Annotated in this window: 20 protein-coding genes; 11 read left to right on the forward strand and 9 right to left on the reverse strand. The window is 70.8% G+C overall.

Annotation, left to right across the window (positions count from 1 at the left end):
* Nucleotide 1: 1 nt before the first annotated feature.
* The 3 genes from HUT19_RS12425 (at nucleotide 2) to HUT19_RS12435 (ending at nucleotide 3,285) form a co-directional block, all read left to right on the forward strand.
* Nucleotides 2-772, forward strand: coding sequence for a M48 family metallopeptidase (locus tag HUT19_RS12425; protein WP_254885546.1), 771 nt, complete (start codon nucleotides 2-4; stop codon nucleotides 770-772).
* 88 nt (nucleotides 773-860) lie between these two features.
* Complete coding sequence (locus HUT19_RS12430) at nucleotides 861-1,592, forward strand: hypothetical protein (RefSeq protein WP_176180536.1); 732 nt, start codon at nucleotides 861-863, stop codon at nucleotides 1,590-1,592.
* A 493-nt stretch (nucleotides 1,593-2,085) separates the two neighbouring features.
* The gene (locus HUT19_RS12435) at nucleotides 2,086-3,285 is read left to right on the forward strand and encodes an aromatic acid exporter family protein (protein WP_176180537.1); all 1,200 of its coding nucleotides are present in this window, start codon (nucleotides 2,086-2,088) and stop codon (nucleotides 3,283-3,285) included.
* Nucleotides 3,286-3,391: 106 nt separating this feature from the next.
* Here the strand turns inward: HUT19_RS12435 and HUT19_RS42970 are convergent, their stop codons facing one another.
* Complete coding sequence (locus tag HUT19_RS42970; RefSeq protein WP_254885547.1) at nucleotides 3,392-3,562, reverse strand: hydrophobic protein; 171 nt, start codon at nucleotides 3,560-3,562, stop codon at nucleotides 3,392-3,394.
* 191 nt (nucleotides 3,563-3,753) lie between these two features.
* Nucleotides 3,754-4,059, reverse strand: coding sequence for a hypothetical protein (locus HUT19_RS12440; protein ID WP_217712258.1), 306 nt, complete (start codon nucleotides 4,057-4,059; stop codon nucleotides 3,754-3,756).
* A gap of 332 nt (nucleotides 4,060-4,391) precedes the next feature.
* Here HUT19_RS12440 and HUT19_RS12445 point away from each other — a divergent pair, with 332 nt between their 5' ends.
* Nucleotides 4,392-5,021, forward strand: coding sequence for a glycoside hydrolase family 25 protein (locus tag HUT19_RS12445; protein WP_176186792.1), 630 nt, complete (start codon nucleotides 4,392-4,394; stop codon nucleotides 5,019-5,021).
* Nucleotides 5,022-5,070: 49 nt separating this feature from the next.
* Nucleotides 5,071-5,379, forward strand: a complete 309-nt coding sequence (locus tag HUT19_RS12450) for a hypothetical protein (protein ID WP_176180539.1) — start codon at nucleotides 5,071-5,073, stop codon at nucleotides 5,377-5,379.
* A gap of 29 nt (nucleotides 5,380-5,408) precedes the next feature.
* On the opposite strand, the gene HUT19_RS12455 is transcribed toward HUT19_RS12450, so the two are convergent.
* From HUT19_RS12455 to HUT19_RS12475, 5 genes are all read right to left on the reverse strand, one after another.
* A complete protein-coding gene (locus HUT19_RS12455; protein ID WP_176180540.1) occupies nucleotides 5,409-5,627 on the reverse strand; it encodes an EF-hand domain-containing protein in 219 nt (72 codons plus the stop codon).
* Between the two features lie 115 nt (nucleotides 5,628-5,742).
* Nucleotides 5,743-6,375, reverse strand: a complete 633-nt coding sequence (locus HUT19_RS12460; RefSeq protein ID WP_176180541.1) for an N-acetylmuramoyl-L-alanine amidase — start codon at nucleotides 6,373-6,375, stop codon at nucleotides 5,743-5,745.
* 532 nt (nucleotides 6,376-6,907) lie between these two features.
* Nucleotides 6,908-7,414 (reverse strand): ATP-binding protein, encoded by a 507-nt coding sequence (locus HUT19_RS12465; RefSeq protein ID WP_176180542.1) that lies wholly within the window; start codon nucleotides 7,412-7,414, stop codon nucleotides 6,908-6,910.
* 278 nt (nucleotides 7,415-7,692) lie between these two features.
* Nucleotides 7,693-8,460, reverse strand: coding sequence for an enoyl-CoA hydratase/isomerase family protein (locus tag HUT19_RS12470; protein WP_176180543.1), 768 nt, complete (start codon nucleotides 8,458-8,460; stop codon nucleotides 7,693-7,695).
* A 67-nt stretch (nucleotides 8,461-8,527) separates the two neighbouring features.
* Nucleotides 8,528-9,754, reverse strand: coding sequence for an Ig-like domain-containing protein (locus HUT19_RS12475; protein WP_254885548.1), 1,227 nt, complete (start codon nucleotides 9,752-9,754; stop codon nucleotides 8,528-8,530).
* A gap of 514 nt (nucleotides 9,755-10,268) precedes the next feature.
* Between HUT19_RS12475 and glgX the strand changes: the two genes are divergently transcribed.
* From glgX to HUT19_RS12490, 3 genes are read left to right on the forward strand one after another with little or no spacing between them, the layout of a single operon-like run.
* Nucleotides 10,269-12,473: a glycogen debranching protein GlgX gene (gene glgX / locus HUT19_RS12480; RefSeq protein WP_254886157.1), complete on the forward strand. Its 2,205-nt coding sequence runs from the start codon at nucleotides 10,269-10,271 to the stop codon at nucleotides 12,471-12,473.
* A gap of 34 nt (nucleotides 12,474-12,507) precedes the next feature.
* A complete protein-coding gene (locus tag HUT19_RS12485; protein ID WP_176180545.1) occupies nucleotides 12,508-14,346 on the forward strand; it encodes an ABC transporter ATP-binding protein in 1,839 nt (612 codons plus the stop codon).
* On the forward strand, nucleotides 14,343-16,232 hold the full coding sequence (locus tag HUT19_RS12490) for an ABC transporter ATP-binding protein (RefSeq protein WP_176180546.1): 1,890 nt from the start codon (nucleotides 14,343-14,345) through the stop codon (nucleotides 16,230-16,232). Before HUT19_RS12485 ends, HUT19_RS12490 begins: the two co-directional genes overlap by 4 nt.
* A 155-nt stretch (nucleotides 16,233-16,387) precedes the next feature.
* Here the strand turns inward: HUT19_RS12490 and HUT19_RS12495 are convergent, their stop codons facing one another.
* On the reverse strand, nucleotides 16,388-16,912 hold the full coding sequence (locus tag HUT19_RS12495; RefSeq protein ID WP_176180547.1) for a DinB family protein: 525 nt from the start codon (nucleotides 16,910-16,912) through the stop codon (nucleotides 16,388-16,390).
* Between the two features lie 423 nt (nucleotides 16,913-17,335).
* On the opposite strand from HUT19_RS12495, the gene HUT19_RS12500 reads away from it, so the two are divergent.
* From HUT19_RS12500 to HUT19_RS12510, 3 genes are all read left to right on the forward strand, one after another.
* Nucleotides 17,336-19,567, forward strand: a complete 2,232-nt coding sequence (locus HUT19_RS12500) for a M4 family metallopeptidase (protein ID WP_176186796.1) — start codon at nucleotides 17,336-17,338, stop codon at nucleotides 19,565-19,567.
* A gap of 435 nt (nucleotides 19,568-20,002) precedes the next feature.
* Nucleotides 20,003-21,652, forward strand: a complete 1,650-nt coding sequence (locus HUT19_RS12505; protein ID WP_176186798.1) for a M4 family metallopeptidase — start codon at nucleotides 20,003-20,005, stop codon at nucleotides 21,650-21,652.
* Between the two features lie 143 nt (nucleotides 21,653-21,795).
* Nucleotides 21,796-23,460 (forward strand): M4 family metallopeptidase, encoded by a 1,665-nt coding sequence (locus HUT19_RS12510; RefSeq protein WP_176180548.1) that lies wholly within the window; start codon nucleotides 21,796-21,798, stop codon nucleotides 23,458-23,460.
* Nucleotides 23,461-23,818: 358 nt separating this feature from the next.
* Here HUT19_RS12510 and glgP read toward each other — a convergent pair whose 3' ends face one another.
* Nucleotides 23,819-26,416: an alpha-glucan family phosphorylase gene (gene glgP / locus HUT19_RS12515; protein ID WP_176180549.1), complete on the reverse strand. Its 2,598-nt coding sequence runs from the start codon at nucleotides 26,414-26,416 to the stop codon at nucleotides 23,819-23,821.
* Nucleotides 26,417-26,458: the final 42 nt, after the last annotated feature.

The following is a 26,458-nucleotide window of genomic DNA, read 5'->3' on the forward strand; positions in this document are numbered from 1 at the left end:
TGTGTCCGGTGCAAGCTTCCCCTCCCCCACCGCCGGTGGCACCCGTCTCACCGATGGACAGACGCTGTCGGTGGACGGGCATACGCTCGGTGTGCGGGTCAGTGCCCGCCGCGTCCGCCTCGGCCTGACAGTCGAGCGGGACGGATCACTGGTCCTGCGCGTCCCGCAGGCGTGCGAGGCGAAGCGGGCCGAGGCGTTCATCCGCACCAACCGGGGCTGGATCGACGGCAAACTGCGGCTGCGCGAGGAGCGGCAGCCGGTGCGCCCCACCCGGGAGCTGGCCGACGGCGAGATCCACCGCTATCTCGGGCGGGACTACCGGCTGCTGTACGTGGACGAGCCGGGAGCGCCCGTACGGCTCGTCGCGGGTCGGCTGCGCATGGACCGGGCCGCCGCTGCCGAGCCCGCACGTGCGGGGCGGGCGCTGGCGGACTGGTACGCCCGGACCGGTCTGCGGTGGGCCGAGGGGCGTCTTCAGCCCTGGGCCGCACGGATGGACGTGACCGATCCGCGGATCGAGGTGCGCGACGTCGGACGACGGTGGGGCACCTACCGCTCGGGCCGGATCGCGCTCCACTGGGCCACCTTCCAGCTCCCGTTCCATTTGGTCGACTACGTGATCGCGCACGAGCTGGCGCATGTCCGGGTCTCCGGGCACGGCCCGGACTACTGGCGGCTGCTGCGCCGGGCGATGCCGGAGTGCGGTCGCTGGAAGACGGAGTTGGACCAGATGGGCCGCAGGGTGTGGATGGGAGAGGTGGCCCGGCGGTGAGCCCGGTGTCCGGCCCGGAGGCCTTCGGACGACCACGTCCCGAATAACGGTTCGAGGGCGCCGCGTTGCGGCTGCTAGCGTGCCGGACGTGGCGAAACTCAATCAGATCATCGCAGTGGAGAAGGGCGTCAAGTCCAAGGCCCAGCAGGACCTGACGGCGGCCCAACGCGGACTGGACAAGCCGGCGCTGCTGGCGGGGATCTCCCGGACGTACCAGCCGAAGGACGAGGAGGGCGAGCAGCTGCCGCCCGAGTCGACGCGGGTGCAGGTCAAGGCGGAGGACGTACTCCGTGACACCGCTGCCACCCTGACCCGGCTGTTCGACGTCACCGCCACCAAGGACTGGGCCAACTGCGAGGCCCGCGCGGACATCGAGGTCGAGGGGCGGACGCTGCTGCGCGATGTGCCCGTGTCGTACCTGCTGTTCCTGGAGAAGCAGCTGGCCGACCTCGGGGGCTTCATCCGGCGGCTGCCGACGCTCGACGGGGCGGAGTTCTGGACGCTGGACCCGTCCACGGACTCCTGGAAGACCGAGGCCGTGCGCACGGTGCGGACCAAGAAGGTGCCGCGCAACCATGTGAAGGCGGAGGCCACGGAGAAGCACCCGGCTCAGGTCGAGGTGTATTACGAGGACATTCCGGTCGGGTACTGGACGACGGTGAAGTTCTCCGGGGCCCTCCCCGCCCGCCGGGTCAACGAGCTGCTGAGCCGGGTGGAAAAGCTCCAGCAGGCGGTCAAGTTCGCCCGCGAGGAGGCCAATGGCGCCGACGTCACCGACCAGCGCGTCGGCGACGTGGTCTTCGGCTACCTCTTCGGGTAGCGTCATGAACTCCCCGACCGCCCCATAAGGCGGTACGGGGTGCGCGAGGAGCGCAAGCTGAAACTGAAGCTCGTCGTGATACACGCGGCTGCATGGAGGGGTATTGACCACTCCTCCCCAGCACTCGGTCACGAGAGGGGACGAGTCTGTCTTCGCAGGGTCGCTGGGTTTAGCCCCCAGTCCTCGACAGGCTTTCCGCCCGTGACACGCGTTCAATCTCAGACTCTTGCTCCAGCCTCAGCATTCGCCGCCGATCGCTTGAACGACCCGGCACGGGCTTGGTCGTCGGATGCCGGTTCGAGTCCGGCCCACCCCGCTCACGGGGCGGTAGTTCAAAGGAAGAACACGACGACATCAGACTGACCCGTGACGAAAAGCTCGGGCGTGCGCAGAAGGCGGCACCACAGGGCCCGGGGGATGGCCAAACCCCCGGGCACCGCTCCTTGTCCCTCCTCCTTTGTTGCCCGCTCGCTTCAGGGGGAACCCGGGGTGGATGAGCGATACCACCACCACATACGAGTCCGGCGGAACGGGATGGTTCGGGCGGCTACGGAAGTGGGAAACACCACTGCTGCTCGTTGCCAAGAGCACCGTCGCCGCCACCCTCGCCTGGTTCATCGCCGGTGACCTGCTGCACGCCCAGTCCCCGGCGTTCGCGCCGTTCTCGGCTGTCCTGATCATGAACGTTACGGTGTACCAGTCGGTGGCGGAGTCGCTGCGGTATGTGGCCGCGGTGGTGGCCGGGGTGGCCGTCCAGTCGGCGCTGGGGTTTCTGGCCGGGCCCGATCTGCTGACGTTCGCGCTGGTGGCGGTGATCGCGCTGGGGATCGGTCAGTGGCGGGCACTGGGGGCGCAGCGCTCGCAGGTGGCGACGGCGGCGTTCTTCGCGTTCTCCACCTACGCCGCGGCGTCGGACAACGCCGAGCGGGCCGCCCAGCTGGGGCAGATCGTGCTGCTCGTGCTCATCGGATGCTCGCTCGGGCTCCTGGTGAACGTGGTGCTGATGCCGCCGCTGCGGTACCGCAGCGCGGAACACGGCATCCGGTCGCTGGCCCAGGCGCTCGTGGCGGTCCTGGGCGCCGTGGGACCGGCGCTGCGGGAGAGCGAGTTCGCGCGGGAGCACGCACGGCAGTGGTGCTCACGGGCCGACCGTGCGCAGGCGCTGGTCACCCAGGCGAGGTCCGGTCTGCGGACCGCGGAGGACAGTCTTCCGTTCAATCCGCGGCGACTGCTGCCGCGCCATCGGCGGCGGGCCTCCTTCGCGCGGTACCGCGCGGTCCTGAACGCGCTGGAGCGGGCCGCGTACCAGTTGTCGTCACTCACCAGGAGTCTGGAGCGCTGGCGCGAGGAGGAGCGCAGCTACTCCTACCGGAAGTTCCTGCGGTGCTACGGCGTCTTCCTCGGCTCGCTCGAGGAGATCGCGCGGGTACTGGCCGAACTCGACGAGGGGAAGCTGGCGGACCAGGCGGCGACTCTGTGCGGACTGGCCGAGGAGGTGCAGCGTTGCCGCCGGGCCGTCGCCGAGCAGGCGGAGCACGACGGACTGCCGCTGGCCGACCCGACGCGGCCCTACGGGGTGCTGGTGATCGAGGCCACCCGGCTGGCCGAGGAGTTCCAGAACGTCTGCGACAGCCTCCAGGCCAGTTCCCGACCGGGTGCCCAGGACCGTGGCACGACGGGCCAACTGCCCTGATCCGGCGGAGCCTCGGGCCTACGCGAGGCATACGAGAAGGGCCCGCCCCCTCGGGGACGGGCCCTTCTCGTCAGGCGTCCGGTCCGCGGACCGCCGCCGGCCACGGCTACCAGCGGTACCACCGGCTCCGGCGGCCGCCCGCTCCGGTCGTGCGGACAACAAATCCGAGCAGCCACACGACGAGGACGATAACCGCAATCCACCACAGTGCCTTGAGCGCGAATCCCGCGCCGAAGAGAAGCAGAGCGAGCAGAAGAACCACAAGCAGGGGAACCATATTTATCAACCTCCGACACGACGAGTGCCCCCCATTCCAGAGATCACGCCCCGGAATTCCGTTGGTTTCACCTCGCCGTTGAGGGGAACTGGGACACGTTTTCACCGCCGCCCCATGGAGGAAGCACGGGCCCGACACGTCCCCCCAAGGACGTGGCGGGCCCGCTGGGACCACCGCTCAGATCAGTGCTGTCAGCAGCTGATCAGCCGGTCGAAGTGCGAGAAGTTGAAGGCGAGACGGCTGGTGGCGGTCCCGCCCGGCTTCAGGACGTAGCACGTCTCGTCCACCCGGTCTTTGTACACGACCTTCACCCGCTGCTGCGAGGAGCAGTTGTTGGTGAGATTCACCCAGACCGTGCCCATGTACTGCTCATCGGCGACCACACAGCTGGGCACGGCGGCGGACGCCGACGGGGTCGCGGCCGTGGCCACCCCGGCGGAGGCCGCGAGAGCCGTTCCGGCGAGAGCCACAGCGGCCACATTCAAAACCTTGCGCATAGCCTTTACTCCGCTCACGTCATAGGGAACAAGAAAGCACCCGTCGACCCCCAATTGGCCTCCGGGCACGTTCATTCAACACATGCCGATGGGCGTCCACGAGTGCACATAAAGAACTCTGATAACTCACGTGACGTGAGGCGAGCCGGGGAGCGGAGAACCGCCGACCTGCCTCCTATCATGCCGCCGCAGCGCGTTGTTGCTCTTCCCGGCAAACTCATTCGTTCGCGCAAGCGAGATACGCACTCCCGCATCCCGTTGCATAGGGTCCTGGAGCGGGCATGACAAGAACAGCACCCTCTCCCCACACCCTCCCCCATGAGGCAGGCACCATGCTGCACGGCATCGACGTGAGTTCGCACCAGTCCAGCTTCGACCCGGACGGGCTGGCCTTCGTCTTCATCAAGGCCACCGAAGGACGGTCGTACATCAACCCCAAGCAGTCGTCCCAGGCGGCCCGCGCCCGCTCGGCGGGGTGCGTCGTCGGCTTCTACCACTTCCTGTGGCCCGGGAACATCGCGGCGCAGGCGCGCTACTTCGTCGAGAAGTGCGCGTCCAAGCAGCACGATCTGCTCGCCGTGGACTGGGAGACCACCGGTTCGGGCACCCGTGCCAGCAACGCCGAGAAGGACCGGTTCATCCGGGAGGTCAAGAAGCTGCGCCCCACCCACCGGGTCATGCTGTACTGCAACCGCACGTTCTGGCTCACCCACGACACCACGTCCTACGCCGGGGACGGGCTGTGGATCGCGGACTATGTGACGGCCGGCAAGCCCCGCATCAAGGCGAAGTGGCGGATCCACCAGTACACCGACCACCCGCTCGACAAGGACGTGGCGGACTTCTCCAGCAAGACCGCGCTGAGGACGTGGGCCACGGTCAGCCGGGTGGCGCATGCGCTCGAGGACCTGGGCGGTGATGACGAGGAGGACCGGCCGCTGCGCGAGGACAGCGAGGTGTAGGACCGCCCGGCACCGGCCGCTGTCAGTGGGCGCGCCTACGCTGCCCGGTATGAGTTACGCAGATCTGCGCGAACTCCGCAGTGCGCTGACCACCGCCTCGGACATCGCGTTCGCGCTCGATGCCGCGCCCTCCGGGCGGGAGACCGAGCTGCTCACCGACGCCCTGCGCCGGGCGCTGGCCGCGGCCGGGGCGCTCACGGCCGAGCACGGTACCACCGGCTGCGCGGAGCATCCGCGCGGGGCCGTCGATCCGCTGTACGGGGATCCGGACGATCCGCTGCCGCCCGGCTACGGCCGCTGTCTGCTGTGCAACGACCACAGACGGCGGGCGAGCGCACAGCGGCGCGGGTGGCGCTGACACGCCCGCCGCGCCGCCGTGCGGCCCGGTCACTTGTCCTTGCTCTGGGCTGCCCAGAACTCGTCGAAGGTGAGCAGTCCGTCACCGTTGCCGTCATGAGCGTTGATGACGGCCTGGGCGACGGGCTCGGTGACATAGGGGTCACCCAGCTGCGCCATCACGCTCGTGTACTCGGCCGCGGTGATCTGACCGTCGCCGTTGAGGTCGAACCGCTCGAACGCCTTGCGCGCCGCCTCGATGTCCGCCACCTGTTCCGCCCCTTTCGTGGGTCTGTCTGACCCGCACAGATTAGCGGTCCGCGGTCGGCGCCCCGGCGGCCGTGGGGCACGGCCGCCGGGCACGGCCCCCGTTCACGGACGTCGGTCAGACCCCGTTGACGAGGTCGATGTAGCGGTCCCAGTCCCACAGCGGACCGGGGTCGGTGTGGTCGGCACCGGGGACCTCGCTGTGGCCGATGATGTGCGCGCGGTCCTTGGGGATGGCGAAGCGGTCGCAGACGGCGGCGGTGAGGGCCGCGGAGGAGGCGTACAACTCGTCGGTGAACCATTCGGGTTGGTCCACCCAGCCCTCGTGCTCGATGCCGATGCTGCGGTTGTTGTAGTCCGTGTTGCCCGCGTGCCAGGCGACGTCCTTCTCGCGCACGAACTGGCCGATGTAGCCGTCGGCCGAGGCGACCATGTAGTGCGCGGAGACCTGTTTGGCCGGGTCCTGGAAGATCTTCATCGCGTCCTGGAACGTCTCCTGTGTCACATGGATGACCACGAACTCGATCGGATACGAGGTCGGGCGGTCCGAGACGCGGTAGTTGGAGCTGCTGGCCGGGATCCAGTGGGTGGGGGGATAGTCGGCGGCGGCGCGACGGCGGCGCTTGCCGGTGGAGTTGGTGTCGGTGGCGTGGGCGGCGCCGGTGGCGGCGGCGCCGAGGGACGCGGTCGCGATTAACGCGCCCGAGCGGAGCAGAGTGCGGCGGTTGGGGGTGCGGCCGTGCGCTTCCATGGGGGGCTCCCGAATGCGTAGCCGGGACAGGGGGGTGATATGCGCATGGGGGTGTCACAGGAGGGGAGTGACGCGCGTAGCGCGGTTCCATGGTGGGGGCTCGGCAGGGCCATGCCAAGGACCGGAGGGCAAAGAAAGTCCGCGCGTCACGGTCTGGACCAGTGGAAATTCATCGGCCAGAAGTGGACAACGAAGGAAAAGGGCCACTCTACCTGGCATTAACAAGGCAAGTGTTACAGCTCACCTTGGATTGGCTTGGAAGTGCTCTACCGTCTCTGCGATAGTCGGGGCCGCGACCCCCATTGACCCGGGCCAGGTCGTTCACCCGGATGCCGCGGACACACCCCTTTCCCCGCGGACCGGGGCCGGAGAGGCCCCCTGCTTCGTCCCCACAGGACGACCCGGGGGCCTCTTCCGCGTCCACGATCCGGACACCTGAAGGGTCGACATTCGGCCACCCTCAAGGCCATCCTCAGGGCCGCCACCCTCAGGGCCGCCCCCGGCCAGGACCGCCATCGGTCAGCCCCACCCGTCAGCCGGCGTCGTTCACCCGCATCTCGAACCAGGTCGACTTGCCGCACGGCAGCAGATCCACCCCCCACCGCTGGGAGAGCTGGTCCACCAGCATCAGCCCGCGCCCGCTGGTGTCGAGATCGCCCACCGGCAGCAGACACGGCAGCCCGCGCGAGGGATCGCGGACCTCGACCCGGATCCAGCCGCGCCGCTTCAGCATCCGCAGACCGAAGGTACGGGCACCGGTGTGCCGGACCGCGTTCCCCACGAGTTCGGAGACGAGCAGCACGGTGTACTCGGCGATCTGGGACGCCAGACCCCACTCGCGCACCACCACGTACGCGGCCAACCGGCGGGCGGCGCCCGCGGATTCCGGGAGGGAGGGCAGCCGCACCTCCTCGGCCGTAGGGTCACCGAACAGCTCGAGCGCTTCGAGAGCCCGATCCTCGTCGACGGACGGCATCCGCCGGACCGCAGCCGTCCCCGTGCGCTGCCGCGGCTGCTCCATTCCCTCCAAGCCCGCCATGCCCCCCATCATGGCCGCCCACAAGGGCGTCCGGGGCGGAACCATGGGATTCCGAACACCGGAGCCCGAGGCTCCACAAACCGGATCCGACATATGCCAATGGCAGCCAGAGGGGCATAACGCCCTGTCTGACCAGCGATATCACCGCGCATCCGCGTGATCACCCAGCGTACCGGAACCAGCCATCCGGCCGTCGATCGATGGCGAAGAAAATTCGCTCGCACGGGGCATGCGCGCCCAGGGCATCGCCCGGTCCGGTGAGCGGAACTGCTCGGTCCTTAGGAGAACTTGGCCTTTCCGGGACCGTCCTCGGCAAAGCTGCGCATGCCGATCTCCCGGTCCTCGGTGGCGAACAGCCCGGCGAACCAGCCGCGTTCGATGGTGAGCCCGGTGTCGAGGTCCGTCTCCAGGCCACGGTCCACCGACTCCTTGGCCGCGCGCAGCGCGATGGCCGGCCCTTGGGCCAGCTTCGCCGCCCAGGCGTGCGCCTGCTCGTAGACCTCCTCGGCCGGGACGACCCGATCCACCAGACCGATGGCCAGCGCCTCGTCGGCCTTGACCTGACGGCCGGTGAAGATGAGGTCCTTCGCCTTGGACGGGCCCACCAGCCGGGACAGGCGCTGGGTGCCGCCGGCGCCCGGGATCAGTCCCAGCAGGATCTCGGGCTGGCCCAGCTTGGCGTTCTCCGCGGCGATCCGGAAGTCGGCACACAGCGCCAGCTCGCAGCCGCCGCCGAGGGCGTAGCCGGTCACGGCGGCGACCACGGGCTTGGGGATCCGGGCGATGGCGGTGAAGGACTCCTGGAGGTCGCCGGAGCGGGCCACCATCGCGGCGTGGTCCATCTCCCGCATCTCCTTGATGTCCGCGCCCGCCGCGAACACCTTCTCCCCGCCCCAGATGACCACGGAGCGGACGTCGTCGCGGCGGGTCACCTCGGCGGCGAGCTCCCGCAGCCGGTCCTGGGTGGCGATGTCCAGCGCGTTCATCGGGGGGCGGTCCAGGCGGAAGGTGGCAACGCCGTCGGCAACCTCGAGGTTCACAGTCATGGGCGCAGGTTAGCGCCGGCTAACGCGAACCGGCGAGGCCGGGGCCGGGCGGAGCGGAGGGGCCGGACTACTTCTTCCACTTCTCCCAGGACATGTTCCAGCCGTTGAGGCCGTTGTCCGGCTGGACGGTGGTGTCGTGGGAGTTCTTCACGACGACCACGTCACCGAGGAGCGACTCACGGAAGAACCAGGCCGCGGGGGTCGAGCGGTCACCGCCGCCGCGCTGGTCGAAGAGGCCGACACAGCCGTGGCTGACATTGGCGGAACCGAAGGTCGGGCGGCCCGCCCAGTAGTTGCCGTGGATGAAGGTGCCGGAGGTCGACAGCCGCATGGCGTGCGGAACGTCCTTGATGTCGTACTCCCCGTCGTAGCCGACGGTGGCGCCGTCCATCCGGGTCACCTTGAGCTTCTCGCTGATCACCATCTTGCCGTTGTAGGTCTCGTTGCCCGGACCGCCGGAGGTGATCGGGATGGTCTTGATGGTCTTGCCGTCCCGCTTGACCTTCATCTTCTTGGACTTGGCGTCGACGACCGAGACCTGGCTGCGGCCGATGGTGAACGTCACCGTCTTCTTCTGCTCGCCGTAGACCCCGGGACGGCCCTCGACCCCGTCGAGGTTCAGCCGCAGCGTCACCTTGGTGCCGGGCTTCCAGTACTTCTCGGGACGGAAGTCCAGCCGGTCGTTGCCGAACCAGTGGCCCTCGACCGGCACCGACGGGGAGGCGCTGACCTCGACGCCCTTCTCGACCGCGGCCGGGTCGGTGATACCGCGGTTGAAGCGGAGCGAGACCGGCATCCCGACGCCGACCTTCGAACCGTCCTCCGGGGTGTAGATCCCGACGAAGGTCTCCTTGGGGCGCAGCGTGGTGAACTTCGCGTGACGGGTGGCCGCACGGCCGTCGGAGTCCTTGGCGACCGCGTCCACCGTGTAGCGGGTGTCCGCGCCGAGATGGGCCTCGGGCCGCCAGCTCTTCCCGTCCTTGGTGATCTCGCCCTTGACCCGCTTGCCGTCGGTGTCCTTGACGGTGACGGAGGTGAGCGTGCCCCGGGCCGCGGTGACCTTGAGCTCGCCATGGGTGTCGACGTCCTTCGCGCCGTCCTTGGGCGCGATCGTCACCTGGGCCCGCGACGGCTTGCTGCCGCCGCCCTTGCCGTCCTTGTCCTTGTCCCCGTCACCGGAGCCGCCGCCTCCGCCGCAGGCGGTCACCAAAACCAGCAACGCACCGAGCACCAGCGCGAGCAGGCCACCGCGGCCCCGCGCCGTCCCCGCCCCCGATATCGGCCGCACCGTCACAACAGCTCTCCCTCCCCCTGGCCGCGCTCCCGGCGGCGGCCCCGAACTCATCCGCGCAGGCGCGCATGGCGACAGGTAACCACACGGCAGTGACAGTGAACTCCCCGCGATGGTTACGGTTCAGTCCCAGGTGGGAGCGGTCACCGGCGAGGGGCCGGTCCGGGCCCGCCCTCGTTGCGCACCGGACACGTGAGCACCGCCGGTATTGCGGGCAGAACAGCTCCGAGGGCGGGGGCACTTCCGCGCGGCACGGGACGCCGCCGGGGCCGCCGGCCCGTCATGAGGCGCTGCCCGCCGTGCCCCGGCCGGGGCGGGGCGGGCGAGCCGCGAGCCGCCGGAGGCCGATGTGTCCAAAGCAGCCGAGCAGGAGACGGCGCCGGGTGGGCCTCCGGAGCCGGAGGCGGGCCCGGCACCGTATCCGGCCGCCGTGTACGACGGTGTGCCCGGCCACCGCGCGACGGCCACGGCGGCGCCCAGCGGTCTCGCGGGCGGCCGCCCCGCCGCGCCCACCGCGCTGCCCGCCCCGCGCACCGTCCCGGCGGCGGGCCCGGAGCCGTGGCCCGGCGGCCCGGAGCCGCTGGGGGCACGGGTGTGCCAGGGGCCGGGCGGGGTGCCGGGCACCAACTTCGCGCTGTGGGCGGGCGGTGCGGAGGCCGTCGAACTGTGTCTGTTCGACGAGGACGGCGGCGAGAGCCGCTGCCCGCTCTCCGAGCAGACCCACGGCATCTGGCACGGCTTCGTGCCCGGTGTGCTGCCCGGCCGCCGCTACGGCTACCGCGTCCACGGCCGCTGGGACCCATGGACCGGGGCCCGCTGGAATCCGGCGAAGCTGCTGCTGGATCCCTACGCACGCGCCGTGGACGGCGAGTTCGCGCTCCCCCCGGAGGTCTACGGACATGTGCGGGACTGGCCGCAGCAGCAGGTGGCCGACACCGTGCGTGACGACCGCGATTCCGCCCCGTACGTCCCCAAGGGGGTGGTCGTCGGCGACGGGGGCGGCGCCGCGGAGGACCACCGCCCCGGCATCCCCTGGGACGAGTCGGTCGTCTACGAGCTCCATGTGCGCGGCTTCACCATGCGCCACCCCACCGTGCCGCCCGAGCTGCGCGGCACCTACGCCGGTCTGGCCCACCCCGCGGCCGTCGAGCATCTCACCCGGCTCGGGGTCACCGCGGTCGAGCTGCTGCCGGTGCACCAGTTCGCCCACGAGGACCATCTGCTCCGCCGGGGTCTGCGCAACCACTGGGGCTACAACACCATCGGCTACTTCGCCCCGCACGCCGCCTACGCGGCCACCGGCACCCGCGGTCAGCAGGTGGACGAGTTCCGGCGGATGGTGCGCGCCCTGCACGACGCCGGGATCGAGGTGATCCTCGATGTCGTCTACAACCACACCGCCGAGGCCGGTGAGCTGGGGCCCACCCTCTCGCTGCGCGGTGTCGACAACCGCGGCTACTACCGCCTCCAGCCGGATCCGCGCCGCTACGCGGATGTCACCGGCTGCGGCAACACCCTGCACGTACTGCGGCCGCAGGTACTGCGGCTGATCACGGATTCGCTGCGCTACTGGGTGACCGAGATGGGAGTGGACGGCTTCCGCTTCGACCTGGCCAGCGCGCTGGCCCGCACCGTGCAGGACGTCGACATGCTCGCCCCGTTCCTGTCCTCCGTCGGCCAGGACCCGGTGCTGCGCCGGGTCAAGCTGATCGCCGAGCCGTGGGACGTGGGACCGGGGGGCTACCGGGTGGGCGCGTTCCCCCCGCTGTGGGCCGAGTGGAACGATCACTACCGGGACGCGGTCCGCGACTTCTGGCGCGGTGCGCTCCCCGATGTCCGCGACCTCGGCTACCGGCTGTCCGGCTCCAGCGACTTATACGGATGGGGTGGTCGCCGCCCGTACGCCTCGGTCAACTTCATCACCGCCCACGACGGCTTCACCCTGCGCGACCTGGTCTCCTACGAGCGCAAGCACAACGAGGCCAACGGCGAGGGCAACCGCGACGGCAGCGATGACAACCGCTCCTGGAACTGCGGCGCCGAGGGCGAGACCGACGATCCGGAGGTGTGCGCGCTGCGCCGCCGCCAGCTGCGCAACCTGCTGTCCACCCTGCTGCTGTCCACCGGGGTGCCCATGCTGGTGGCGGGCGATGAGCTCGGTCGCACCCAGGGCGGCAACAACAACGCGTACTGCCAGGACAACACGACCGGATGGGTGGACTGGTCGCTGCTGGAGGACCCCGGCTGGGCGGCACTGACCGAACTGACCGCCCGGCTGGTCCGGTTGCGCCGCGCCCATCCGGTGCTGCGCCGCCCCGTCTTCTTCACCGGCCGGGCCCGGCCGTCCGACGGGGTGCGCGACCTGGCCTGGTTCACCCCGCGCGGCACCGAGATGACCGAGGCGGACTGGTACGCGCCGACCACCGCGCTGGGGGTCTACCTCTCCGGCCGCGACCTCCCGCAGCGCGATCCGCGCGGTGGTCCGGTCAGCGACGACAGCTTCCTCGCCCTGCTGCACGCGGGACCGGAGCCGCTCCCCTTCACCCTGCCCGGCCCGCCGTGGGCCTCGGAGTACGAACTCCTGCTGGACACCGCGCGCGAGGAGCAGACCGCGCCCCCACGCACCCGCCATCCGGCGGGCGCTCCGCTCGGGCTTCCGGAACGCTCGGTGCTGCTGCTGCGCGCCCTCCGGACCCCGGACCTACGTCAAAAAACCGAGTGAGAGCTGTCAGTGGCGAACCGTAACCTCGGTCCTGATGGCAACCACCAGTGAACGACCCCGGGCCCAGGAGAGCGGTGCCGCCCCGCGGCGCCGCTCCGCCACGCGCTCGTTGCTGCGGCTGTGGCCGTATGTGCGCCCGGTGCGGGCGCGGCTGTTCACGGCGGTCCCGGTGGCGATCGTGGCGTCCTGTCTGGGGCTGGCCATTCCGCTGGTCCTGAAGTGGATGGTGGACGGGCCGGTCGCCGACCGCGATCCGGGCGGGGTGTGGCTGGGCGGCGCCCTGCTGCTGGCGCTCGGGGTGGCCGAGGCGGGGCTGTTCGGGCTCCGGCGCTGGCTGGTGGCGCGGCCGCTGGCGTCCGTCGAGGCGGCGATGCGCGCCGGGCTGTACCGCCATCTCCAGCGGCTGCCGGTCTCCTTCCACGACCGCTGGGCCTCCGGTCAGCTGCTGTCGCGCGCCACCACGGATCTGATGCTGCTGCGGATGTTCCTGGCCTTCCCGCTCACCTTCCTGGTGGTCAACGGGGTCACCGTACTGGCCGGGTTCGCACTGCTGCTGTCGCAGGAATGGACGCTGGGGCTGGTCCTGGTGGTCCCCGCGGTGCCGCTGGTGATCCTCTGCTCGTACTTCGAGAAGCGCTACGCGACCGTTGCCCGCGCCGTGCAGGACCAGACCGGCGATCTGACGACGGTGGTCGAGGAGGGGGTGCTCGGTGTCCGGATCGTCAAGGGCTTCGGCCGCCACCGCAGCCAGGCCCGCGCCTTCCGGGCGCTGTCGGAGGGCGTCCGCTCGACCGAGCTGCGCAAGGCCGGGCTGCTGGCGAGCATCTGGGCGCTGATCATGACGCTGCCGGAGCTGGCGATCGGCACGGCGCTGGTGCTGGGCACGGTGCAGGTCGCCGACGGCGAGCTGTCGGCGGGCACGCTGGTCGCCTTCCTGTCCACGGCGATGACGCTGCGCTGGCCGGTGGAGTCGCTCGGCTTCCTGCTCGCGATGAGCCAGGACGCGGCCACCGCGACCGACCGCTACTTCGAGGTGCTGGACGAGGTCCCGGCCGCGGCCGCCGACCGGCCCGCGCCCGCCGCCGGGCCCGTGCTGCCCCGGCAGCGGGACCGGTCCGGCGGCGGACTGCGCTTCGAGGGCGTGGAGTTCGGCTACGCCGACGCGCCCGCGGACGCCCCGCCCGTGCTGCGCGGAGTGGATCTGCACATCCGCCCCGGCGAGACCGTGGCACTGGTCGGCGCCACCGGTTCCGGCAAGACCACGCTGACCGCCCTCGTCCCCCGGCTCCAGGAGCCCACCCGCGGCCGGATCACCCTCGACGGCCGGGACATCACCGCCCTCCCCCGCGAGGAGCTGCGCGCGCTGGTGGCCGTCGCCTTCGAGGAGCCCACCCTGTTCTCCGCGACGGCCGGGGAGAACGTGCTGATGGGCGCGGACGGCGCGGAGCGGGCCGATCTGCTGCGCGCCCTGGAGGTGGCCCAGGCCGGCTTCGTGCACTCCCTGCCGGAGGGCGACCGGACCCAGGTCGGCGAGCAGGGGCTGAGCCTGTCCGGCGGACAGCGGCAGCGGCTCGCGCTGGCCCGCGCGGTGGTCGGCCGCCCGCGCTTCCTGGTGCTGGACGATCCGCTGTCCGCTCTGGACGTGCACACCGAGGCGCTGGTGGAGGCCGCGCTGCGGCAGGTGCTGGCCACCACGACGGCGCTCGTCGTCGCCCACCGCCCCTCCACCGTGCTGCTCGCCGACCGGGTCGCCCTGCTCTCCGGGGGCCGGATCGCCGCCGTCGGCACCCATCAGCAACTGCTGCGTGACAGCGCCGAGTACCGGTCGCTGATGTCCGGAGACGAGGGTGAGGAGGGGGAGGAGGACCGATGACCACGACCGCGACGGGCCCGCCGACGGCCGAGGACGACGAGGAGGGCGGTGGCGAACGAGCCGCGCCCGCGGGCGGCGGCGGGGACCGGCCCGGGGGCGATCCGTTCGACCGCGATGTGCTGCCCGCCCCGAAGGGCGCCTCGTTCGCGCTGCTGCGCTCACTGCTCGCCCCGCACCGCCCCCGTGTCTGGCTGACCACCGTTCTGCTGCTGCTCCAGCAGGCGGCCGTGCAGGCCGGTCCGCTGCTCGTGGCGTACGCCATCGACCGCGCGGTGCCCGCCTTCCGCGACGGCGACCGGGGGCCGCTGCTCGCGGTGGGCGCGGGCTATCTGGGCTGTGCGCTGGCCTCCGGCGCCCTCCAGTACGCGTTCATCCGCTCCTCCGCCCGGATCAGCCAGAACGTGCTGCTGGACCTGCGCGGCCGGATCTTCCGCCATGCCCAGGTGCTCAGCGTGGACTTCCACGAGCGCTACACCTCCGGGCGGCTGATCTCGCGCGCCACCACCGATGTCGAGTCGCTGCGCGAACTGCTCAACGAGGGTCTCGAGGAGCTGCTCGGCGTCGCGCTGTCGGCCGTCTACATCTCCCTCACACTGCTGTACCTGGACTGGGGTCTCGGCGGCGCGGCCGTGCTCTCCTTCGGACCGCTGTATCTGCTCATCCGCTCCTTCCAGCGCCGCTCGATGCGGGTGTACCGCAAGCGGTCGACCGCCATCGCCGCGGTCATCGTGGCGTTCACCGAGACCATGAACGGCATCCGCCCGGTGCAGGCGTTCCGCCGCGAGCGCGCCAACGACGCCCGCTTCCGCGAGCTCAACCACCGCCATGAGCGGGCCAACGGCGACGCCATCCTGGAGATGGCGCGCTATGTGGTCGGCTCCCGGCTGGTGGCCAACACGGCGGTGGCCGCGATCGTGCTGTGGGGTGCCTACCGGGTCGCCTCCGGAGGGCTCGCGCTCGGTGTGCTGGCCGCGGCGGCGCTGTATCTGCGCAGGCTCTACGACCCGATCGACCGGCTGGGGATGTTCCTCAACTCCTATCAGTCGGCGGCCGCTTCGCTGGAGAAGATCGCGGGTCTGCTGGCCCAGCGGCCCTCCGTCCCCGAGCCCGCCGCCCCCGTGCCGCTGCCGCCGCGCCCGGCGGACGCCCCCGGCCGGGAGGTCGTCTTCGACGCGGTGCGCTTCGCCTACCGCACCGGCGGCGAGGTGCTGCCCCGCTTCGGGCTGACCCTGCCCGCCGGGCAGACGGTGGCGGTGGTGGGCGCCACCGGCGCGGGCAAGTCCACCCTGGCCAAACTGCTCGCCCGGTTCTACGACCCCACCGAGGGGCGGGTGCTGCTGGACGGTGTGGATCTGCGCGCGCTGGCCACCCCCGAGCTGCGCCGCGGGGTGGTGATGGTGACGCAGGAGGCGTTCCTGTTCTCCGGCACCGTGGCCGACAACATCGCGATCGGCCGCCCGGACGCCACCCGCGCGGAGGTCGAGCGGGCGGCCGGGGCGATCGGCGCCCATGACTTCATCACCGCCCTGCCCGACGGCTACGACACCGACGTCCGCAAGCGCGGTGGCCGGATTTCGGCGGGCCAGCGTCAGCTGGTGGCCTTCGCCCGCGCCCTGCTCGCCGATCCGTCGGTGCTCATCCTCGACGAGGCCACCTCCTCCCTCGACATCCCGGGCGAGCGGGCGGTGCAGCACGCCATGCACACGGTGCTGCGCGGCCGTACCGCCGTGGTCATCGCGCACCGGCTGTCCACCGTGGAGATCGCCGACCGGGTGCTGGTGATGGACGGCGGCCGGATCGTCGAGGACGGCGCACCGGACGAACTCATCTCCGGCGAGGGCAGATTCGCCGCGCTGCACCAGGCGTGGCGGGACAGTCTCGTATGAGCGCGGTGGACGCGTACGGCGAGCCGGGCACCCCCGACCGTTGCGGCCCCGGAGGTATCCGTGGTGGCGGTGCTGACCGGCACTCCTGGCACGGCGACGCCCCGGCGCCGTCCGCCTGAGCCCGGGCCGGGCCCGGGCCCCGCCGGGGCTCGTCGTCACTCGCCGACGGCGCCGTCGGCCAGCTCCCGTGCCACGTCGAGCTGCCCGGCATGGCGGGCGTACTCCTGGAGCAGGTGGAAGAGGATCCAGCCCAGCGACGGGGCGTCGGCCTCGGTGGCGAAGCGGCCCCCGGTGCGGGCTCGCCGCTCCAGCGGTATGCCCGCGACGGCCGCACGTGACCAGACGCACTGTTCCTCGAACCGGGCCCGCACCGTATCGGGCGAGATCTCCTCGGGGACGTGCCAGCGGTCGTCCGGACCGCGGTCGCCCCACGGGTCGTCCACCGGCTCCCCGAGGAATCCCCAGCGCAGCCAGCGCCGTTCGACATGGGTCAGATGGCACAGCAGCTCCAGCGGGGTCCATCCGGACGGCAGCCGGCTGGTGCGCAGCTCGCGCTCGGAGAGCCCGTCCAGCTTGTGCGGGATCACCCCCCGGAAGTAGTCGAGGTAGGCGTGGAGCGTCTGCCCGGGATCGGTGAGGGAGTGCGGGGGTTCGTCGATCGGGTTCACGGGAGGGGTCATGCCGGTGATGTGAGGAGGTGCCCCTGACATCCCACCGTCTCCCCAGACGTCCGGAATAACACCAGGTCCTCCGAAATACGGACGCAGCACATGTGTCAACGGACACTTTCCGGTCAATCTTTGTCGCGACCCTGACAGGTTGAATGGATCGGTGGGACTCTTCCCTCGGCTGAGAGACAGCAGTCCCACCGTCTGTCGCTGTACCGAAGACAGCCACCCCCCACAGCACCGACAAGATCTGCTTGTTCTGCCTCGCCCTGCCCGGACGGCGACCCAGCCGCCCGGTCGTCCCGGCCGCGCCATCGCGCGGCCAGCGCAGAAGGAGTCAGCGTGAGATCACTCCCCCATCGGCAGCTCAGACCCGGTTCCCGCGGACCCGGACGGCATGCCGTCGCGACCGGCGCGCTGGTCGCCGCCGCCGCGATGATCGCCGTCGGTGTGCAGACCGGCACCGCGTCCGCCCGCCCGGACGGCTCGGGTTCCGCACCCGCCGCCGGGACCATGTCCGCCAAGGCGGACCCGGGCGCCCTGCCGGTCAAGCTCTCCCCCGCCCAGCGTGCCGCGCTGCTGCGCGAGGCGGCGGCCGCCACCGGTGCCACCAGCCGGACCCTGGGCCTCGGCGCCGAGGAGAAGCTGCTCGTCCGGGACGTCATCAAGGACGCCGACGGCACCACCCACACCCGCTACGAGCGCACCTACGCCGGACTTCCGGTGCTCGGCGGCGACCTGGTCATCGACCGGGCGAAGAGCGGTGCGGTGCGGTCGGTGGCCAAGTCCACCAAGGCCCGGGTCAAGGTTCCCACCACGAGCGCCGCCGTCAAGGCCGCCGGTGCGGAGAAGGCCGCCGTCACGGCGGCGAACGCGCAGGGTTCGCGGAAGACCGAGGCCGACCGCGCCCCGCGCAGGGTGATCTGGGCGGCGCAGGGCACTCCCGTCCTGGCGTACGAGACCGTGGTCGGGGGCCTCCAGGAGGACGGCACCCCCAACGAGCTCCACGTCATCACCGACGCCACCACCGGCAAGAAGCTCTACCAGTACCAGGCCGTCCAGAACGGCACCGGCAACAGCCAGTACAGCGGTCAGGTCACCATCGGCACCTCGGGCGGCTCCGGATCGTACAACCTGACCGACAGCGGCCGCGGCGGCCACAAGACGTACAACCTCAACCGCGGTACCTCGGGCACCGGCACGCTCTTCACCGACGCCGATGACGTGTGGGGCGACGGCACCAGCTCCGACGCCGCGACCGCCGGGGTGGACGCGCACTACGGCGCCGCCGAGACCTGGGACTACTACAAGAACGTCCACGGCCGTTCCGGTATCCGGGGCGACGGGGTCGGGGCGTACTCCCGGGTCCACTACAGCAGCGGCTACGTCAACGCCTTCTGGCAGGACAGCTGCTTCTGCATGACCTACGGCGACGGCCAGGGCAACGCCAAGCCGCTCACCTCCATCGACGTGGCGGCGCACGAGATGACGCACGGCGTCACCGCGGCCACCGCCAAGCTGGTCTACAGCGGTGAGTCCGGCGGCCTCAACGAGGGCACGTCCGACATCTTCGCCGCCGCCGTCGAGTTCTACGCCGACAACACCAAGGACCCGGGCGACTACCTGGTCGGCGAGAAGATCGACATCAACGGCAACGGCACCCCGCTGCGCTACATGGACAAGCCCAGCAAGGACGGGGCCTCCAAGGACAGCTGGTACTCCGGGGTCGGCAATGTGGACGTGCACTACTCGTCCGGTATCGCCAACCACTTCTTCTACCTGCTGTCCGAGGGCAGCGGGGCCAAGGAGATCAACGGCGTCAAGTACGACAGCCCCACCTACGACAACGTCCCGGTGACCGGAATAGGCCGGGCCAACGCCGAGAAGGTGTGGTTCAAGGCGCTGTCCCAGCGCATGACCTCCAACACCAACTACGCGGGCGCGCGTGACGCCACCCTGTGGGCGGCGGGCGAGCTGTTCGGCCAGGGCAGCGCCCAGTACAACGCGGTGGCCAACGCCTGGGCCGGGGTCAACGTCGGCACCCGGATCGCCGACGGCGTCTCCGTCACCGGCCCGGGCGACCAGACCAGCATCGTGAACCAGCCGGTCAGCCTCCAGATCAAGGCCACCAGCTCCAACGCGGGCGCGCTGAGCTACTCCGCCACCGGGCTGCCCGCCGGCCTGTCGATCAACTCCTCGTCCGGTCTGATCTCCGGCACCCCGACCGCCACCGGATCCAGCGCGGTGAAGGTCACGGTGACCGACTCCCAGGGCAAGACCGGTACCGCGTCCTTCACCTGGACCGTGAACACCTCCGGCGGTGGCAGCGTCTTCGAGAACACCACCGACGTCGCCATTCCGGACGCGGGCGCGGCCGTCACCTCGCCCATCGCGGTGAGCCGGGCCGGGAACGCCTCCTCAGGCCTGAAGGTGGCCGTGGACATCGTGCACAGCTACCGCGGTGACCTGGTGATCGACCTGGTCGCCCCGGACGGCACCGCGTACCGGCTGAAGGACTCCAGCATCTGGGACTCGGCGGCCGATGTGAAGACCACTTACACGGTCGACGCCTCGTCCGAGGCCGCGTCCGGGACCTGGAAGCTCAAGGTGCAGGACGTGTACGCGCAGGACTCCGGCTACATCAACAGCTGGAAGCTCACCTTCTGACGGTGCTTCGGCGCGAGCCGCGACCGATGAGGGTGTGACCCTTCCCACACAGCAGGCGCCGCCAGGGGTGACCCGACTCCCCTTGGCGGCGCCTCCCTGTGCGCCGCGCGCCCCCCACTTGGCGCCCGACAGCCGCCGGGGAACGCCCGCTTGGCCGTAACCGAGCCCCCGCGCGCCCCTTCGCGCCCCCAGCGCCGCGGCGAACGGGGGGCGCGGCCTGCCCCGTTGAATCCGGTATCCGGAGAATGATCAACATTCAACGAACATTTTCCGGCCGACCTGTCGCCAAACCCGTGACATGTCCTCGACTTGTATGACAGTCTGCCGAGGCATTACGCACCTGCACCTCTTGTTCAGCACCGGGCCGCACTTCCCCGCTGCCCGGCGCTGACCCCCCACAGCAATGAGGAGTTTCGCGTGAGCAAGACGTTCACCATGCCCATATCCGGCCGCGGAAAGCGCCGTTCGGCCATCGCCGCCGGTGCCGCGGTCGCCGCGGCGGCCCTGCTGGCCACCGGAATGACCACCGGCTCGGCCGGTGCCGCACCCGCCGGGGACGATGTCCGCGCCGGGGCACTGCCCGCCAAGCTGACCGCGTCGGCCCGTGCCGAGCTGATGCGCGACGCCAACGCGACCAAGGTGGAGACCGCCAAGGCCCTTGGCCTGGGCGCCAAGGAGAAGCTGGTCGTCAAGGATGTCATCAAGGACAAGAACGGCACCGTCCACACCCGGTACGACCGCACCTACGCCGGTCTGCCGGTCCTCGGCGGCGACCTGATCGTCCACGAGGCCGAAGGCAAGAAGGGTGATGACGCCAGAAGCGTCACCAAGTCCACCAAGGCCACCATCAAGGTCGCCACCACCTCCGCGGAGGTCGCGCCGACCACCGCGGCCACGTCCGCGGTCAAGCTGGCCAAGGCCGACGGCAGCAAGAAGGCCGCCGCCGAGACCCCCCGCAAGGTCGTCTGGGCCGCCTCCGGCAAGCCGGTGCTGGCGTACGAGACCGTCGTCGGCGGTGTCCAGAAGGACGGCACGCCCAACCAGCTGCACGTCATCACCGACGCCGCCACCGGCAAGAAGCTCTACGAGTTCCAGGGCATCAAGACCGGCAGCGGCGAGGGCCAGTACTCCGGTTCGGTGGAGCTCGGCACCTCCAAGGAGGGCAGCGGCTTCACCCTGACCGACGCCGACCGCGGTGGCCACAAGACCACCAATCTCGAGAACAAGGAGGACGGCGAGGGCAAGGCGTTCACCGACGAGGACGACAAGTGGGGCAACGGCAAGGCCGACGACCCGCAGACCGCGGCCGTCGACGCCCACTACGGCGCCGCCGCCACCTGGGACTACTACAAGAACGTGCACGGCCGCAACGGCATCGCCGACGACGGCAAGGGCGCGTACTCCCGGGTCCACTACGGCGACGCTTACGTCAACGCCTTCTGGGACGACGAGTGCTTCTGCATGACGTACGGCGACGGTGAGGGCAACAAGGCCCCGCTGACCGCCCTCGACGTCGCGGGGCACGAGATGTCGCACGGTGTCACCTCCAAGACCGCCGGTCTGGAGTACACCGGTGAGTCCGGCGGCCTCAACGAGGCCACCTCCGACATCTTCGGCACCTCGGTGGAGTTCTCCGCCAAGAACGAGAAGGACGTCGGCGACTACCTCATCGGCGAAGCCATCAACATCAACGGCGACGGCACCCCGCTGCGCTACATGGACAAGCCGAGCAAGGACGGCCAGTCCGCGGACAACTGGTCCGCCGACGTCGGCGACAAGGACGTGCACTACTCCTCGGGTGTCGCCAACCACTTCTTCTACCTGCTGTCCGAGGGCAGCGGCGCCAAGGAGATCAACGGCGTCAAGTACGACAGCCCGACCGCGGACGGCTCCAAGGTCGAGAACATCGGCCGCGACAAGGCCGAGAAGATCTGGTACAAGGCGCTCACCACGTACATGACCTCCACCACGGACTACAAGGCCGCCCGTGAGGCGACCGTGAAGGCCGCCAACGACCTGTACGGCGCCGACGGTGCCGAGTCCAAGGCCGTTGCCGCCGCCTGGACCGGGGTCAACGTCAAGTAAAACAAGCGGAGTTGCGCAAAGCACTTAGCCGGTGCCCGGGGCATTCGCCCCGGGCACCGGTATGTTTTCTTCACAGCAAAGTCACATCTTTGCCGCGTTGGGCGGTCATGCCGTCCAACTCCCCCTGACAACAGGAGAAACGCGTGGATTCACGCTCGACGTCTGTCATATCCGGCAGATCCCGCCGCAGACGCCGTACCGCCTTCGCCGCCGGAGCGGCGACCGTCGCCGCCTCCCTCCTCGCCGCCGGTTTCACCACCGGCTCCGCGGACGCGGCCACCCCGAAGTCCACCGCCACCGGCGCCCGGACCCTGACGCTCTCCGCCTCGGCCCGCGCCGAGCTGCTCCGCGAGGCGGGCGCGACCACGGTGTCCACCGCCAGGTCCCTCGGGCTCGGCGGCAAGGAGAAGCTCGTCGTCCGCGATGTGGTCAAGGACGCCGACGGCGCCATCCACACCCGCTACGAGCGCACCTACGACGGGCTGCCCGTGCTCGGCGGCGACCTGGTCGTCCACCAGTCCGCGAACGGCTCCTCCGAGGGTGTCACCAAGGCCACCGACGCGAAGATCGCGGTGTCCGACACCCGCGCCGCCATCGCCCCCTCGGGTGCCCAGCGGTCCGCGCTGAGCGCCGCGAAGTCCTCGGCCGGCGCCAAGGCCGAGACCGAGCGCGCGCCCCGCAAGGTGATCTGGGCCGCCACCGGCAAGCCGGTGCTCGCCTACGAGACCGTGGTGCGCGGTGCGCAGAAGGACGGCACCCCGAGCCGCACGCATGTCATCACCGACGCCGACACCGGCGCCCGGCTCTATTCCTACGAGGCCGTCGAGACCGGCACCGGTACCGGCCAGCACAACGGCAAGGTCACCGTCGGCACGGTCAAGAGCGGCAGCCAGTGGCTGATGAAGGACACTGCCCGCGGTGGCCACATGACCTACAACCTCAAGCACAAGGAAGAGGGCAAGGGGTCGAAGTTCCTGGACGCCAACAACGTCTGGGGCAACGGCAAGCCCACCATCGCGCAGACCGCCGCCGTGGATGTCCACTACGGCGCCGCGATGACGTGGGACTACTACAAGAAGGTCCTGCACCGCAACGGCATCCGGAACAACGGCAAGGCCGCTTACTCACGCGTCCACTTCGGCAACGCGTACGTGAACGCGTTCTGGGACGACGAGTGCTTCTGCATGACCTACGGCGACGGCAAGGACAACAAGAACCCGCTCACCTCGCTCGATGTCGCGGGCCACGAGATGAGCCACGGGCTGACCTCCGCCACCGCCAACCTGGAGTACAGCGGTGAGTCCGGCGGGCTGAACGAGGCCACCTCCGACATCTTCGGCACGGCGGTCGAGTTCTACGCCAAGAACGCCAAGGACCCCGGTGACTACCTCATCGGCGAGAAGATCAACATCAACGGCGACGGCACCCCGCTGCGCTACATGGACAAGCCGAGCAAGGACGGCTACTCCTACGACTACTGGAAGCGCGGCGTCGGCGAAGACGACCCGCACTTCACCTCCGGTATCGCCAACCACTTCTTCTACCTGCTGTCCGAGGGCAGCGGGCGGAAGGTCATCGGCGGGGTGACCTACAACAGCCCGACCAAGGACGGCCGCACCGTCAAGGGCATCGGGCGCGCCAAGGCCGAGAAGATCTGGTACAAGGCGCTGACCACGTACATGACCTCGACCACCAACTACGCCAAGGCCCGTACCGCCACCCTCAAGGCGGCCAAGGCCCTGTACGGCGCGAACAGCACCGAGTACAAGGCGGTCGACAAGGCCTGGGGCGGCGTGAACGTCACGTAGTCACCTGGCTCTCCCGGCCGGGCGGGCTTCCTCCAGCCCGCCCGGCTCCCGCCCCGCCGCCCGGCACCAACGTCCCGGCACGCCCGGAGGTTCTCCGGGACCGAGCACGGCGGATGGCCACGGCTCTCGACGATGTTCCGTCCGGTGTCCCCGGCGAACGGCGGCGGTGGATGCCCGCCGGCCGTCCGGACCCAGCAGCCGCACCTCGCCGCGGGCCGCGCTCACCTCGGCGGTGTGCGGTCCGGCGTAGCCGATGGCGCCCGGGGTGCGGGGCACGGTGCGGCCTCACGCACTGTCCCCCGGTGTGCAACCGGCCCCGGTCCCGGGCCCGTCGGGGGACCGGGACCGGTGGGCGGCGTCAGCGCAACAGCACGCCCGACTCCTCCGCCGTGTCCTGGGACGGCCATGCGACCAGGCCCGGTTCGGCGGGGTCGGCGAGCAGCCGGTGGGCGGGCAGCACCCGGACCGTGTAGCCGAAGGGTCCGGTGCGGTCCAGGGCGAGCGGGCCCTCGTAGAGGCGGCTGCCCTCACCGTCCGGGCCCGAGGTGGGCTTGAGGGGAATGCGGCTGCCGTCGGTGATGCGGTCGGTGCCGTCGACCCGTCCGGCGACCGCCTGGACCTCGACATCGCCGGGTTCCAGGCCGCCGAGGCGCACCCGGACCCGCAGCGAGAGCGCCGAGCCCAGTTCGGCGGCGCCGCCCGGGGCGGACGGCGTCAGCCGGGCCTCCACATGGTCCACCGCCACCTCCGACCAGGCGCCGCGCACCCGGGCCTTCCAGCGGGCCAGGTCCCCGGCGGTGGCGGGGTCCAGGGCGCGGTGGGAGCGGGCGGCCGGGGCGTAGAGCCGCTCGGTGTACTCGCGCACCATCCGGCCCGCGAGCACCTTGGGCGCGAGGGTGGTGAGGGTTTGCCGCACCATGTCGATCCAGCGGCCGGGGAGGCCGTCCGGACCGCGGTCGTAGAAGCGCGGGGCGACCCGGTTCTCCAGCAGTTCGTAGAGGGCGGCGGCCTCCAGGTCGTCCCGGCGGGTCTCGTCGGTGGCGGAGCCGTCGGCGGTGGGGATGGCCCAGCCGAAGTCGGGGTCGTACCACTCGTCCCACCAGCCGTCCAGGACGGAGAGGTTGAGACAGCCGTTGAGCGCGGCCTTCATTCCGCTGGTGCCGCACGCCTCCAGCGGCCGCAGCGGGTTGTTGAGCCACACATCGCAGCCGGGGTAGAGCTTCTGGGCCATCGCCATGCCGTAGTCGGGCAGGAAGACCAGACGGTGGCGCACCCGCGGATCGTCGGCGAACCGCACCAGCTCCTGGATCAGCCGCTTGCCGCCGTCGTCGGCGGGGTGGGCCTTGCCCGCGACGACGATCTGGACCGGCCGCTCGGGGTGGAGCAGCAGTTCCATCAGCCGGTCGGGGTCGCGCAGCATCAGGGTGAGCCGCTTGTAGGAGGGGACCCGGCGGGCGAAGCCGATGGTGAGGACGTCCGGGTCCAGGACGCCGTCGATCCAGCCGAGTTCCGCGGTGCCCGCGCCGCGCTGCCGCCAGGCCGCGTACAGCCGCCGCCGGACCTCGGCGACCAGCTGTTCCCGCAGGGTGCGGCGGAGCCCCCACAGCTCGCCGTCGGGGAGGTGGCCGAACTGCCGGGCGCCGAGCCGGGAGACCTCGGGCGCCGTCCAGGTGGGGGCGTGCACCCCGTTGGTGACGGAGGTGATCGGCACCTCCTCGGGGTCGAAGCCCGGCCAGAGTCCGGCGAACATCTCCCGGCTGACCCGGCCGTGCAGGGTGGACACCCCGTTGGCGCGCTGGGCCAGCCGCAGCCCCATCACCGCCATGTTGAAGAGGTTGGGCTCACCGCCGGGGTAGGTCTCCATGCCCAGGGCGAGGATCCGCTCGACCGCGATCCCGGGGAGTTCGCCGCCGTCACCGAAGTGGCGGGCGACCAGCTCGCGGTCGAAGCGGTCGATCCCGGCGGGGACGGGGGTGTGGGTGGTGAACACGGTGCCCGCCCGCACCGTTTCGTGCGCGGTGTCGAAGTCGCCGCCGGCGTCGATGAGTTCGCGGATCCGCTCCAGGCCCTGGAACCCGGCATGGCCCTCGTTGGTGTGGAACACCTCGGGCGCCGGGTGGCCGGTCAGCCGGCAGTACGCGCGCACCGCGCGAACCCCGCCGATGCCGAGCAGCATCTCCTGGCGCAGCCGGTGTTCACTGCCGCCGCCGTAGAGCCGGTCGGTGACATCGCGCTCGCCGTGGCCGTTCTCCTCCACATCGGTGTCCAGGAGCAGCAGCGGCACCCGGCCGACCTGCGCCTGCCAGATCCGGGCGTACAGCGGGCGGCCGCCGGGGAGGGTGAGCGGAACGCGCACCGCCCGGCCGTCGGCTTCGCACAGCAGGGACAGCGGCAGCTCGTCGGGGTCGAGCACCGGGTACTGCTCCTGCTGCCAGCCCTCGCGGGAGAGCGACTGGCGGAAGTAGCCGTGGCGGTAGAGCAGTCCGACGCCCATCAGGGGCACCCCGAGGTCGCTGGCGGCCTTCAGGTGGTCACCGGCGAGGATGCCGAGGCCGCCGGAGTACTGCGGCAGGGCGGCGGTGATGCCGAACTCCGGGGAGAAGTAGGCGATGGCGGTGGGCAGCGCGCCGGGGCCGGGCTCCGCGGGGTCCGCCCCGGACCGGCCCTGGTACCAGCGGGGTGCGGTGAGGTAGTCGTGCAGATCGTCGGCCGCAGCCTGGAGACGGCGCAGGAAGTCGCGGTCCGCGGCGAGTTCCGCGAGCCGGGAGACGGGCACGGTGGACAGCAGCCGCACCGGGTCGCCGCCCGACGTCCGCCAGCCCTCGGGATCCACCGCCCGGAACAGCTCACGGGTCTCGGGATGCCAGGACCAGCGCAGATTGCGCGCCAGCGGATGCAGGGGTCGTAGGGGTTCCGGAAGGACGGGACGCACGCTGAATCGACGGATGGCCTTCACCCTTCGACGGTAGCGGCCGGCGCGTCCCCGTTCTGGAGCTTT

Source organism: Streptomyces sp. NA02950 (genome assembly GCF_013364155.1).
Taxonomy (GTDB): Bacteria; Actinomycetota; Actinomycetes; order Streptomycetales; family Streptomycetaceae; genus Streptomyces.